This is a genomic window from Veillonellales bacterium (assembly GCA_039680175.1).
In the GTDB taxonomy this organism is placed as follows: Bacteria; Bacillota; Negativicutes; order JAAYSF01; family JAAYSF01; genus JBDKTO01.
On record JBDKTO010000074.1, the window covers coordinates 84,753 to 99,126 of the forward strand.

The 14,374-nt window shown below is 48.2% G+C and carries 9 protein-coding genes and 2 riboswitches; all 9 genes read left to right on the forward strand.

From position 1 onward, the window contains the following. Positions 1–59: 59 nt before the first annotated feature. Positions 60–243, forward strand: a riboswitch (cobalamin riboswitch). A 161-nt stretch (positions 244–404) separates the two neighbouring features. Further along, positions 405–1,298 carry a hypothetical protein gene (locus tag ABFC84_12420; GenBank protein MEN6413539.1) on the forward strand — a complete coding sequence of 298 codons (894 nt, stop codon included), beginning with the start codon at positions 405–407 and terminating at the stop codon, positions 1,296–1,298. 2 nt (positions 1,299–1,300) lie between these two features. Continuing rightward, entirely contained in the window at positions 1,301–2,242 is a 942-nt protein-coding gene (locus tag ABFC84_12425) for a 4Fe-4S binding protein (protein ID MEN6413540.1), read from the forward strand. Next, positions 2,243–3,487: a 2-hydroxyacyl-CoA dehydratase family protein gene (locus tag ABFC84_12430; protein ID MEN6413541.1), complete on the forward strand. Its 1,245-nt coding sequence runs from the start codon at positions 2,243–2,245 to the stop codon at positions 3,485–3,487. Positions 3,488–3,513: 26 nt separating this feature from the next. Continuing rightward, a complete protein-coding gene (locus ABFC84_12435) occupies positions 3,514–4,284 on the forward strand; it encodes an acyl-CoA dehydratase activase (protein ID MEN6413542.1) in 771 nt (256 codons plus the stop codon). 70 nt (positions 4,285–4,354) lie between these two features. Further along, positions 4,355–5,506 carry an adenosylcobinamide amidohydrolase gene (locus ABFC84_12440; GenBank protein ID MEN6413543.1) on the forward strand — a complete coding sequence of 384 codons (1,152 nt, stop codon included), beginning with the start codon at positions 4,355–4,357 and terminating at the stop codon, positions 5,504–5,506. A 37-nt stretch (positions 5,507–5,543) separates the two neighbouring features. Further along, the gene (locus ABFC84_12445) at positions 5,544–6,314 is read left to right on the forward strand and encodes a carbon-nitrogen hydrolase family protein (protein MEN6413544.1); all 771 of its coding nucleotides are present in this window, start codon (positions 5,544–5,546) and stop codon (positions 6,312–6,314) included. A 16-nt stretch (positions 6,315–6,330) separates the two neighbouring features. Then, positions 6,331–7,326: an ABC transporter substrate-binding protein gene (locus ABFC84_12450; GenBank protein MEN6413545.1), complete on the forward strand. Its 996-nt coding sequence runs from the start codon at positions 6,331–6,333 to the stop codon at positions 7,324–7,326. A gap of 53 nt (positions 7,327–7,379) precedes the next feature. Further along, a complete protein-coding gene (gene cobN / locus ABFC84_12455; protein ID MEN6413546.1) occupies positions 7,380–11,105 on the forward strand; it encodes a cobaltochelatase subunit CobN in 3,726 nt (1,241 codons plus the stop codon). Positions 11,106–11,899: 794 nt separating this feature from the next. Beyond that, a riboswitch (cobalamin riboswitch) is annotated at positions 11,900–12,084 on the forward strand. Positions 12,085–12,471: 387 nt separating this feature from the next. After that, on the forward strand, positions 12,472–14,361 hold the full coding sequence (locus ABFC84_12460; GenBank protein MEN6413547.1) for a TonB-dependent receptor: 1,890 nt from the start codon (positions 12,472–12,474) through the stop codon (positions 14,359–14,361). Positions 14,362–14,374: the final 13 nt, after the last annotated feature.

The following is a 14,374-nucleotide window of genomic DNA, read 5'->3' on the forward strand; positions in this document are numbered from 1 at the left end:
AAATAATTTAGATTGACAAATAACTTGGTATCTTTTACTATAGTAGTCGTAAGTGAAAAAATTCATATATTGGTATAGGTGCCCGACAGGGCTTAATAGGGAAGTCCGGTATGATTCCGGCGCGGTCCCGCCACTGTAATGGAGAGCGAACCCAAGATATGCCACTGGAACGGAAGTTCTGGGAAGGTTTGGGAAGCGTGATGACCCAGAGCCAGGAGAACTGCCTATGCAACGATCACCGCTATGACCTGCGAAGGATGGGGAGGGGATTTGCATAATAAACAGATGTTTTTTCTAAACATTTTATTATTTTGAAATCTCCTGACGTGTAGCAGGAGATTTTTTTATGATTTTAGACCAGTACCTTACAGAAAACTATGCCAAAGAAGAAGGTGCGTTTGACTTTGCTTTATAAAAATTTTTTTCGGCTGCCTAAAATTTTTAAAGCTGCAGGTATTGCTTTATTGCTATTTATTTCTTTTCATGGTGGCGCAGAATGCAGCAGCTTTGAAAATAGTGCATTTCTGTGGTTTGAATATGGTCAGAAGATCAATGAGTCTAACGGTTCGGTAACGCAAACCGTGTATATAAACAGCAGCGACGATTCGCTTGATATCTCCGAGGTTAACGATCTTACTGCCTTTTTTTGCAACGGAGAACAGCAGCAAGAAGAAAGACAGTATTACTTCATTCCTATAGAGCATAAAGATGGACGCTGCTTTATAAGAGTCAATACAACTTCGCCATTCCGTTATCAGATATATCTTACAGGGTCCTGCCAAAAGGAGCATTTTACGGCGCAGATTGCTTTTCCTCTATATGCCAACAACTCACAGAACAAGCAGGAGGAAAGACCGGCTTTATTGGAAACCATTCAGCCATTCGCTTCTATCGAGCAGCGATCCCGGAATGCCTATTGGTGGCCGCAGACTGGGCAACTTTTTCAGTTTAGGTACGAATCAGCCGTAAGGCACGGTAATTCTGTTAATGAGATTACTATTTTCGACACGATGAATAATAATTTCGAAAAAATTATACCGGATGCTGCCGGCGTGTTTTCTTTTATACCTCACCATGATAAACAGTTAGATGCCAGTGGAAATTATGGTTACAAAGAACTGATTATTTATGCGGAAGAGCCTGTAGGCGATATGGTGTACAAAACATCGTTTAATTATCTCGTCCATCGGTCATTTACCGCTCATCACGATCTGAAGGCGGGAACCTCTTTATTTTTTATTACATTTACAGTTGTTTTGGTTGTTGTGTTCATTCGAAGAAGGAGGTTTAAATATTAGATATGACAAGCAGGCTCCGGTTATTAATCCAAAACTTTATGTTTGTTTTTTTGACTTACGGTGGGAGAATCGGAATCAATTTAGGGTATTCGCTTCCTTGTTTTTCTTGCCCTTTTGTGCATGGCTGTGCCGGGTACTGTTTTCTCATGGCTCTGCAAGGCATAGGACCATGGGGGTTTGGCTATTTTGCACAACTGCTTACTTATAGGGGATTTCAATTAGTATTGTGGTTTTTCGTATTTATTATACTGGCAATTCTACTGTCCAAGCTATGGTGTGGTTGGATCTGCCCCTTCGGTACCCTGCAGGACTGGCTGACCCAACTCAGAAAAAAGCTGGGAATACGGGAAACGGAATTTTCCTGGAAAACCCGGGATCGGCTGAAGCCAATTAAATATGTATTGCTGGCATATTTGATCATTATTCCGCTGCTGATTGCGTTCGCCGGATTGCATAGCGATTTTACCCTTCCCTTCTGTCAGATTTGTCCTGCCAGACCGATTATGCCTCTATTTGCCGGGCAAACCCGATATTTCGCGCTGGACTATACGAATACCATCACTCTGGTTTTTTCTGTGTTATCCATAACGATTGCGGCCGGTACGCTGATCGGGTGCTTTTTCAAAGACCGGTTTTTCTGCATATTCTGTCCCATGCTTCCGCTGCTGCAAATGTTTAAAAAAATTAGCTTTATCCGGTTTGAAAAATCAGTGCATACCTGTTCCGGCTGCGGCAACTGCCAAAGAATGTGTCCCATGGATATCCGGGATGTCCATTTGGAGAAAGTCAAGCAGGAAGTAATGAGCGAGGACTGTCTGCTTTGCATGAAATGCATTGAGTCCTGCCCGGAGGACAGTACATTATCGACAAAATTTTTAAACCGCAATCTGTTTTCCTCATCAAGAAAGTATGTTGCCGAAAATTATAGCAAGGGAAGTCATTAAATGGATACAATTTTATCAAGAGATCAGGAACGCCGCATCAGACAGAAAACAAAAATCTACGAAAAAATTTGCGAAGAATATGACCAGGAAATTAAGCTGCTCAAAGAGCGAACTGATTATATCGCGGAGTTCGGCTATTTCCTGGATTTGCTGACACGGCCGCTGCGTCCGTCCGATCTCAGGGAAAAAGTCGGCCGGCCGCTGATCGGGCTTTTTTGCATTCAGGCACCGCTGGAGCTGTTTTATGCCTTGGGAGTTCATCCGGTAAAACTCTGCAGCGGCTCCTATTCCGCACAGCGGCTTTCCGCCTCCTATCTTCCCGTACTGATGTGTCCGATGCTTAAATCCTATATTGGCAGTATGGAATTGGAAGACGCCGCCTTGTCCGGGTATGATGCCGTCATTGTGCCGACAACCTGCGACTGGGTCGTGAAGATGCCGGAAATCGTCAAGGAGACAATCGGACATTTGCATTATCTCGAACTTCCCCATATCAAGCAAAATGAAAAGGGACAACAGCGCTGGCTGGAAGAAATTTATACCTTGAAGCAGTTCTTAGAGCAAAAAACAGGCAATCGGCTAAAAAGACAGAATCTCGTTGATTCCATGAATCAATTTATGAATATTTGGCGGCTTTTTCAGGAACTGATCGACTTAAAGCGGAAACAGCGCATTGCCGATATCTGGTTTTTCAGCATTGCCAACACGTTTATGCTGGATGATCCGGAGCGATGGGCAAAAAATCTGGAATTTGTGATCAAAAGGCTTCAGGCAGAAAGTCTCCGGCCGGTGAATCCTTATAAAATTTTTCTCGCCGGATCGCCCATTATTTTTCCTAACCTGAAAATGCTCCATCTTATCGAACAGGCGGGAATGACGGTTTGCGCCGATGATCTTTGCTCTTCCGAAAGGATATTTCCCGGAGCGACTGTGTACGATGATCCGTCGGAGCGCGGTCTGCTGAAAGCGCTGGCCGAAAGATACCACAAGGCCTGTATCTGTCCGACCTTTGCTGATAATGAACGGCGGGTCAATAATATTCTGAAGATAACGGCCGAGCACAGCATAACGGGAATTATTTTTCATATATTAAAAGGTTGTCACCCCTATGATATTGAGAGTTTTACCATTGAAGAGAATCTAAAGGCTAAGGGACTTAAATTTCTCAAGATCGAAACCGATTATGTGAAAGAGGACGGTCAGAATATCCTGACACGTCTGGAAGCTTTTAAACAAACATTGTGAGAGCTTATCAGAGAGGAGATATATTCATGGGATTCAGGGCAGGTATTGATCTTGGCAGCACGGCAATCAAGGCTGTAATGATTAAAGATACCGAGCTTGTATGGAAAAAGGTCGTGGCGACAGCTCCGGGGCAGGAGGCGCTGGCGCTGCGGCTATTGGACGAGGGCCGCAAGCATCTTGGGATCAGCGAACATGAGATAGAAGGCATCTCTGTTACCGGCTACGGCAAAAATCTGATCGCAAAGGCGGATACTGTTATTGACGAAGTGTCCGCCAATGCTTGGGGAGTCTACTTGTTAAGCGGCAAAAAAGCGCGTACGGTCATTAATATTGGCGGGCAGGATATAAAAATTATCCGAATTTCTGCCGATGGTAAATTGAGCGATTTTAAAATGAACGATAAATGCGCGGCCGGGACCGGACGGTTTTTTGAAATGGCGGGACGTATTCTGGATACCCCGATTGAAGATTTTGCGGCATTAGCGGACCAGGCCGATGCTCCGGTCAGCCTGAACAGCACTTGCGCTGTTTTTGCCGAAAGCGAGATTGTATCCCTGATAGCAAAAGGAACAAAAAAGGAAAACATCATTAAAGGGCTGCATGAATCCATTGCCAGACGAATCGCCAGCATGATGGGCAGCGAAGACATGGATGACGATTTGTATCTTGACGGCGGATCCGCCAATAATCAAGGCCTGGCGATTGCCATTGAGGATGAAATCTTCCGCGATGTTCATGTTCTTGCTTATCCGCAATTTACGGTTGCTTACGGTGCGGCATGTTCGACAAGCCGGTAGGTGGAATACTTGACGAAAATTAATACAGTAAGGAATTTAGAAGAATGCTGCTGGCGGGGAGTGACATGGATTGAAGAAAATTGTACTGCTGATGCTTTTGGGGTGTTTACTGGGCAATGGTTTTTGCTATGCCGGCGAACAGAAGGAACTGTTTATTTTGGCTACAGGCGATGCGGTATTCCGCCAGGACGATAATATTGGAATATGCTTTATAGCGCCGCGGGCAGTTTTGAGCACGTCAATTATCAATGGCGGTTATCGGGAAGATTTGCAAGCCGTATTTAATCATAATAGCACCGGCAATACGGCGATGACGGTGGAAGCCTATCGGAAAGATATGGCTCAGGAAGCCGAAAGACTAGGCTTCAAGCCGGATAAAATATCTTGCATGGGTACCGGTGTACCAATGGATAATGCGGTTTTTAAAACCGAAAGCTTTAAGAATGCTTCCGTTACGGCAATCGTAACTGCCGGTGTTGAGGGAAACGGCGGACGTGTCGGTGATCACTCCGATTATTTTCAGCCGGGGAAAAAAGCGGACATGCCGAAACCAGGCACAATCAATATTATGCTGGTCATGAATGCCGATATGCCGGCCGGCACCCTTGCCCGAGCACTGGTAACCTGCACGGAAGCTAAAACGGCGGCCTTGCAGGAACTCATGGTCAGCAGCCGGTATTCCAACGGATTGGCGACCGGTTCCGGCACCGACCAAACCATTGTCATTTCCAATCCGCAAGCGGCGCTGTATCTGGAAGATGCGGGAAAGCATTCCAAGCTGGGAGAACTGATCGGGCAGACTGTTAAAGCGGCAGTTAAAGAAGCTTTATTGAAACAAAATGGCTTATCCGGGGAAAAGCAGCACAGCGTAATTAGACGGCTGGAGCGATTCGGCATTACCGGAGAAAAATTATACCGGGATTACCTGCAAGCCGGCTATGAACCGGTCGGCAGGGAAGAGTTTATTAATCAGCTGGCTGGTTTTGAGCGGCAAAATCAAATCGTGACGAAAACATCCTTGTATGTCCATCTAATCGACCAATACCTATGGGGACTGCTGACAGCGGATGAAGTGGCAGAAACGGGGAATGAGTTAATCGCCGCCGCTGCGCGTCCATTTAATCTTCCCCCGGGGGAAATTGGCGAGAATAATTTAACCGGTTTTATCAGTGCCTGGGAGAAGTTATTGCTTGGCTGTATGAATCAAAAGTTGTCGCAGTAAAATCAGCTTACTAAAAAAAAGACGAGGAGAAATTATCATGCGCATTGCGTTATTGCATCTTGACTTAAGCGGCGGACCGGAAGAGCGGAATCTGGTGCTGCTGGAACAAGCCGTTACTCTTGCAGCCCGGGAGGGTGCCCAATGGGTCATTACTCCCGAAACGGCACTGCAAGGCTACTTTTTTACCCAAAAAGGCCGTCCGTTTTCGATTCCGGTCCAGCCGGCTCCGGTATTGCAGCCGCTTCGGCAGCTTGCCGCTACATACGGACTTATATTATTTTTGTGCTGCGCCGAACGGGATGAAAGCAGCGGGTTGTGTTATAACAGCTGTTTAGTAATTGACGATGACGGAGAAGTCATCGGCCGTCACCGGAAAATGCGATCCCACGGCACCGGTGCGGAAGGCTGGGCCGCCAAAGGAACAGGCCTGGAACCTTTCTCATGCAAGGAGATGACAGCCGGAGTGCTGGTTTGCGCCGATGCCTATTATGAGAGAAACGCCCAGATATTAAAGACCAAACAGGCGCAGGTCATTATCGTGCCGGCAGCTTGGCCGCCGGGAGGCTGCGGCGGGCCGCCGGTTAATGCCTGGGAACGCTGTTCCCGGGAAAGCGGTCTGCCGGTCTGGATCTGCAATCAGACCGGCAATCGGGAAAGAATGGATATGAGCGAGGCGGAAAGCGCTGTTGTCGTCAACGGGAAAATGCAATTCGCCTACAGCGGTTTGCAGCAAGCGGTGCTGCTGTTTGACTGGGATGCGGCGAACCAAAAGCTCTTGTCTGCCGATTTTACGGTTTTGCCGATATGAAACGGGGAGAAGCAGCATGAAAGTATCGGCGGAACGCAATTTGAAAGCGGTGAAATACTACGTTAGAGCCGCGGTTATGGTGCTGCTGGTCAGCCTGCTGCTGGCGGCGGCCGGCTGTGCCGACAGCGGGCCGTCAAGCAGCGGCGCTGTTATCGGCCAAGACGGCTATCAGGTTACCGATACACAGGGGCATGTATTGCATTTGTCCCATAAACCGCAGCGCATTGTGACTTTGTCCCTGTCCAGCGATGAGATGGTTTTGGGCATGACCGGCCCGGAACGGGTCGCGGCTTTAAACCATCTGGCTGACGATCCCGGCATATCGACTATTGCCGATAAAGCCGCTTCCATAACAGCATCGGCCAGAATGCGGGATTATAATGCCGAAATGATTGTTTCCTTCCAGCCGGACTTGGTGATCGTTCCTGACTGGATACAGGCCGACTTGATTCAAACACTGCGGGATTTGGGACTGCCGGTTTTTGTCAGCAAAGGACCGTCGACGGTCGTGGAAGTCAAGCAGGCGATCTGTGAAATTGCGCAATCAATCGGCGAGGAAGAGGCCGGCGCGCGCATGGTGGCCGCTATGGATACGGAACTGGCCGATTTGGCGGCCAAAACGGCAGCGATACCGCCGGATCAGCGCCGCAGCGTCGTTCTCGTTTCCCATATGGCATCCTATGGCGGCAAAGGCAGCCTGTTTGACGATATGTGCGGTTATGCCGGGGTCGTTAACGGCGCGGCAGCCGCCGGACTGGGGAAAAATGACGCTTTGACGAAAGAATGCATCGTCAAGATCAATCCGGATTTGATTTTATTGCCGACCTGGAAAAACGGGAAACTGGATGTGGACAAGGTGAAAAGCGACATGCAGGACGACCCTGCGTTTCAGAATTTAACCGCCATTCGTACGAAACGGCTGGTGCAACTATCGGACGCCTATCTGTATTGCGCTTCTCAGGATATCGTACAGGCTATCCGGGACATCTATAATGCTGCTTACCAGGAATAAGAACGATCAACGGCAACGGCAGGCGGCAAAGGGATAGGAAGGAGTGATTCGTAGTGGGTAAAACACTGTTTTTAACGAATATGGAACAGCAATACAGTACCATGAACCGGGCCAAAACAGCACTATTAGCGGAAAATTTATTAACGGAGCAAGCGGATGCCATCCTCTTAAATGACTGTGAAATTTGGAGTGCACAATGGGGAAAATCGTTTTTGCAATGCGACTTTATTCTTTTTTCCTGGATGGGAACGGGACTGAATACTCCCTTTTTAAAAAAGTCGGCGGAATTTATGCGGCGCCGCAAAATCAAACACCTTTATCTGATCGCTGATCCGGGTGATGATATTCTGGAATATGGGATCACACCGGCAGAAAAGCAGCGGATTTATCAGTATATTTCTTTCAGCGGCCTTGCCAATACTCGTAATCTGTGGTTATGGCTCAGCAGCCGGTTCAATCAGGCGGAGTGCTGCTATGCTGAACCGTATCAGCTGCCGTGGCACGGCATCTATCATCCGTCCTGCCGGGAAGCGTTTACCGATCCGGCGGAATACCGGCGGCGGTTTTGCTTGCCGGACCGACCGACGATTGCGATGATATTTTCCCGGGAAGAATGGATTTGGGGAAATTTAGCGTATCAGACAAAAATTGTTCAGGAAATTGAACGGCAGGGATATAATCCGCTGCTTGTTTTCAGCAATAACCTGGCGAATTCGGAAACCGGCGCTCCCGGGCTGGGAGAAGCCTTTGAAAAATATTTTTATGATCAAGGCCGGGTGATCATTGATGTTTTAATCAATACTTTCGTATTTTCTCTTACCGTTACCCGGTTCCTGGAGTTAAAAACTATCATGGATTTAGGTGTGCCGGTATTGCAGGCGTATAATTTGTATAATTCTTATGAATGGTGGCAAGCCAGTTTTGCCGGCATGAGTGCTTCCGAGATTTCCTATAGCATTGCCATGCCGGAGTTTGACGGGATTATCCATTCCGTCCTGGTATCCACCCGGGAAGAACTGGCCGACGGGACTCATGAAAAGCAGCCGATAATTGATGAGCGAATTCGTATGCTGGTGCGGAAAGCCGGCAAATGGGGGATTTTGCGGCACAAACCTAACCGGGAAAAGAAAATCGGTATTGTTTTTCACAATTATCCGCCGACCAATTCGAATATCGGCAGTGCTTCCTGTCTGGATTCGCCGGAAAGTATCCGCTTGCTGCTGGCGGAAATGAAGCAGCGGGGGTATACAGTCGATCATATACCGGAAAATAGTCAGACGTTTATGGAAGAATTAATTGCCCACGCGACAAACGACCGGCGTTTTATTACCGAAAAGCAAATCAAAGAAGCGGACGGCAAGCTGACAGCCGGGGAGTATGAAGGTTTTTTCGCCGGGCTGCCGGAGAAAACACGGCAGCAAATGACAAGAGACTGGGGGGAGGCACCGGGGCAGGTCTTTAATTATGCTGGCGATCTGCTGATCCCGGGGATGCTGAACGGCAATGTTTTTATTACGGTTCAGCCGCCCCGGGGATTCGGCGAAGATCCGGGAAAGATTTATCATTCCCCCGATTGTGCGCCGACCCACCATTATATCGGCTTTTATAACTGGCTGCGGAACGTATGGAAGGCCGATGCGCTGATTCATGTGGGAACCCACGGTTCCCTGGAATGGCTGCCGGGCAAAGGTACGGCCATGTCCAATGGCTGCTATCCCGATATTGCCATTGACGATATGCCGAATGTTTATCCTTACTGGATCACTTGTGTAGGCGAAGGAATTCAGGCGAAACGGCGCAGCGCCGCCTGCTTGATCAGTTATTTGTCGGCGCCGATGAGCATTGCCGGGACATATGACGAACTGGCCGAACTGGAAAAACTGCTGGAAGAATACTGCCATTTCAAGCAGGATGCGGCCAATACCGATATGGCAGCCATCCAGGAAATGATCCGCGCTAAAGTGAAAGAGGCGAACTTGGCAGAAGATGTGCCGGAAACGGCTGCGGCTGATTTTGCCGAATATGTGGGCAATTTGCATGTGTATATCACTGATATCAAAAATATGCAAATGAGCATCGGGCTGCATACTTTGGGCTGTCCGCCGACCGGGGAGCACCTGACGGAATATTTGCTGGCCTTGACGAAAGTCAACAATGGGGATATTCCGTCGCTTACCCAGACATTGGCCGGGATGTTCGGCTTCGATTATTATACTCTGCTGGAGAACAGCGGCACTATGCTGCCTGACGGCAGTAAAACTTATGGCATGTTGATTGTTGAAATCAGGGAAAAGAGCCGTGAAGTTATTTTATTGTTAATGGACAATGATTTTGCTGCAAAGAAGGCAGACGCTGTTTTTGCTTTACCCTGGACGGCTCAAATGGATCCGTCATTGCGGGAACAGCTGCTTTGTGTCGCTCAATATATTTGTACGCAAATCGCTCCCGGTTTGCTGAAAACGACCCAGGAAATAACCAACTTGCTGGCCGCCCTGGACGGTGAGTATATAGAGCCAAGTCCGTCGGGGGCGCCGACCAGCGGCGGCGCGGACTTGCTGCCGACCGGCCGCAACTTTTACAGTGTGGATCCGCGCACCCTACCGACGCCGGTCGCCTGGGAAATCGGCAAGCAGATGGCGGATGACGTCATAGCCAGCTATATTGAGGAAGAAGGACGCTATCCGGAAAGCGTGGGCATTATCTTGTGGGCCACCAGCAATCTGCGCAATCACGGTCAATGTGTCGCCGAATTTTTGTACTTGATGGGATTGCGTCCCGTCTGGCAAAAAGGCAGTCTGCGGGTCGTGGATATCGAAGTCATTCCCCTGAAGGAATTGAAGCGGCCCCGGGTGGATGTCACCGGCCGGATCAGCGGCCTGTTCCGGGATAGTATGCCAAGTTCGGTTTCCTGGCTGGACAAAGCGGCGACTATGGCGGCGGCGCTGGATGAAAGCATTGAGGAAAACTATATCCGCAAGCATGTTTTACAGGAAGCGGGCGAATTGGAAGAACAGGGCATGGATCATGCTGCTGCCTGGCGGCAGGCATCCTACCGCATTTTCGGCGATCCTCCCGGTGCCCACGGCGCCGGAGTCGGCGCGCTGCTGGAAGCGAAAAACTGGGACAATATCGACGATATTGCCAAAGTCTATGTGCGCTGGGGCGGACATGTTTACGGCGAAGGAGCGAACGGCACCTATATGCCGGAACAATTCAGCCGGCGCATGGGCAGTTTGGATATCACGGTTCAGAATGTGGATCACCGGGAGTCGTCCATGCTGAGCGGCGATGATTATAATTCCTATCGCGGCGGAATGGTGGCGGCGGTTCGCAGTATTAAGGGGGAAATGCCCCGCAACTATGTCAGCGACAGCTCGGACCGCAGCAAAGTAGTGATTCGCAGCCTGGAGAACGAATTAAAGCGCTGGTTCCGGGGCGAAGCCGTGAATCCCAAGTATATCAACGGAATGAAAGAACATGGCTATAAAGGCGCCGCCGACATGTCTACTTATGTGGCGGTCAGCTACCAATGGGATGCCACCAGCGATGTGATGGAAGACTGGATGTATGAAAAATATGCCGAAAAATATGCCCTGGACCCGGCTACTCAGGAGTGGATGAAAGAGGTCAATCCCTGGGCGCTGCACCGGATAGCGGAAACTCTGCTGGAAGCGGCGCAGCGGGGTTTGTGGCAGGCTAAAGCAGAGACAAAGCAGGAACTGGAGCAGCTCTTTCTTTCCATTGAAGGCGAACTGGAAGAGCGAAGCGACGATAAGTGATTTTTATGCCGCTAGTAGTCAACACCAGACCGCTTCACCGGGCCACCTGCCGCCGCTCGTCTGACTGGGCGGCAATTGCTGTTCGTTCCCCGGCACGGGGAATATAAAAAGCCGCCTTCATCCGGTAAAGGCGGCACAGCAGCAGGGAAGAACCCTAACAGCGAAAAAATTTTTCTTTTTGTTCGGCAGAATATGCTATACTAAGCGTACAGGCTGTCTTGGAGCGGTTAGCCACTTCCTTTTTAGGAGGTGGTAGGATGACAATGTTTGAGGCAATGTATCTCATGATTGCATTTGCAACACTCGTTGTTTTGATCATAAAAAAGCAGAAATAACCGCCTCCTAGCCAAGGTCTGCGGTTATTTCTCATAACTCAACCGGGCTAACCGTTTTCCGGTTAGACAGCCTGTGAGACTGACGTGTTAGCGCACGTCAGTCCTTTTCTTATATTATACCCATTGCCTGAAAAATATGCAACTGCCCGGGGGAAATATCCTGCCGGCAGGGTGCGACGGACTGTGTGTGCCGCTCTAAGGTGACGGCGGCTCCAGAGATCGCCGCGTCGCTATCGCTCCTCGCGATGACAGAATCATTTTTCTGTTTTTATACTAACGTGATTTGTCATTGCGAACGCAGCGAAGCGAAGTGCGGCAATCTCAGAGACACTGACTTTTCTTTCTTAATAATGACTGTAAGGAGAACTGGAAGAGCGAAGCGACGGCGAGTGATTTTAGAATTCGACGGTACTTGACAAATTACGGGACATCTTTTACTATAGTAGGCGTAAGTGAAAAATTTCATATATTGGTATAGGTGCCCAGCAGGGCTTAATAGGGAAGTCCGGTATAATCCCGGCACGGTCCCGCCACTGTAATGGAGAGCAAACCCAAGAATATGCCACTGAAACGAAAGTTTTGGGAAGGTTTGGGAAGAGCAATGACCCAGAGTCAGGAGAACTGCCTATACAACGATCACCGTTTGACCTGCGAGAGATGGGGAGGGGATTTGCATGGCAGTTTGCATTGGCTGCGATTGTGCTTATTTCGTCCCGGCGTTTTTTGAACGCCGGGATTTTTAATAGGTATGACGTATGATTACAATGTAAAATTGGTTTGCTTTTGATTGCCTCCCGTCCTGTGACGGGAGATTTTTTTAGCCATTCCGCTCCCTATCGCGGGCATAACGCAGAATGAGAAGGGAGGAAAATTAACCGCTAATCTTTCTCTGCGCTCTTCGCGCCTTCGCGGTGCGACATCCTCATAACTCCCTCTGCGGTTAAAAAAACTTCCCTATTTTCAAAAGGAGGTGAGAGACAGAAGCTACGGCAATATCGACAGACTAAACAGATAAGGGAGGACGATTTTCATTGAGACAAGCAAGCCGGAGCAAAAAGAGGACAACCCTGCTGTGCGCCATGATCAGCAGTGCACTCATACTTGGCATGACGGGAATTTCCCAGGCGGAGGAGCAGAACGACTATTCTTTTGACCAGGTCGTGGTTACGGCGACAAAAACACCGCTGGAACAGTTTGAAGCGAACGCCAACATATCCGTTGTAACCAGGGAACAAATTGAAAACAATCATTATCAAAATCTGGCGGAAGCACTGCGGGATGTGCCGGGCGTAACTGTTACTACATATGGCAACAGCGTGGGGTTTGAATATTCCAGCAGCATTGCTATTAACGGGTCGCCCCAAATCGTCGTTTTAATTGACGGCATCCGAGCGAATACCAACGGCAGCGATATGACGGTTTTTCCGGTTGGATTAGTGAATGATATGGATAATATTGAAAGGATTGAAGTGCTGAAAGGCGCCGCTTCCACCTTGTACGGTTCCGATGCCAAAGGCGGCGTTATCAATATCATTACCCGCAAAGGCGATGCCAATAAAACAACTTTGACCATTGGCGGCGGCAGTTATGACAGGGAAAATTATGCTATGGCCAACCGGGGAAGGGAAGGCGATTACAGCTGGGTTGTGACCAGCCGGAAAGATATTTCCGGTACTTATGCGAACGGCAATGGGGAGGACATCCCGTCTCATTCCAATTCGACGACGAATACGTTTAAATTAACCAAGAAAATTAATTCAGCTTCCGATGTTACCTTCAGCTATGACCGGTATCAGGGAGATTATACCCGTGCTAATAGTGCCAAGGATTTTACGCTTAAATACGGCGATAATGATAATTCGGATTGGAAATTCATTTATAACTATAAATTTTCCGATAATGCGTCCAATCAGCTGTCATTTTATCAAAACAAGCATAAAATGTCCGATGCGACAAACACTCCCGGTAGCAATTGGTTCATGGATATGAAAACAAAGGGAGCGCAGGATCAGTTTACCAGAAAAATTGGCGACAAACATACCGGAACGTTTGGCTTTGATATTTATCAGGACCGCATTGATTATCACTATGGTAAATGGGTTGCGTATAACGATAAAAGTATTACGGATCGGGCCGTATATTTGCAGGATGAATGGCAGATGAATGACAAGTGGAAATTCACCGCCGGCGTTCGCAATGATCATCATTCCATATATGGCAATCATGCTTCACCCAGTTTCAATTTAGGTTATAAACAGGATGACAAGACGAACTATTATATAGCATTTAAAAAATATTTTGTTTCGCCGAATCTGGACGAATTATATGATACCTTATACGGCGGGAATACCAGTCTCAAACCGGAAACCGGGCATACGACAGAAGGCGGGATCAATCATAAGTTCGACGATACCTTTACCGTATCCGCTCATATGTTTGAAACAAGCACGAATGATGCCATTGCCTACGTTGGCACGATGGCCGGCGGCCAGTATGTGAACCTTGACCATGAACTCGCCCATGGCTGGGATGTACAATTAAATAAAAAAATGTCGCCTTCCTTTACAATATATGCAAACTATACAAATACTACCTATAACATGTCAGGTGCGGCTACTCCTGTAATGGGCTATTCTCACCTGCCAAGAGGTTTGTGGAATATCGGCATGGACTATCACCGGGATAAATATAACATTGGCTTGCTGGGTCATGGCAACATTGCTTTGCCGGGCGTTTTACCCACCAATACATACTGGGTCTGGGATATGGCCGTAAACTACAAAATTGATAAAAATAAAAAAGTTTTTGTCAAAGTCAATAATCTGTTTGACAAATATTATGCGGTTTATGGCAGCCCCAAAAATGGATTTTATACCTGCCCCGGACGCAACGTTCAGGCAGGTTTGCAATATCAATTTTAAGCTTTGCCGGGCA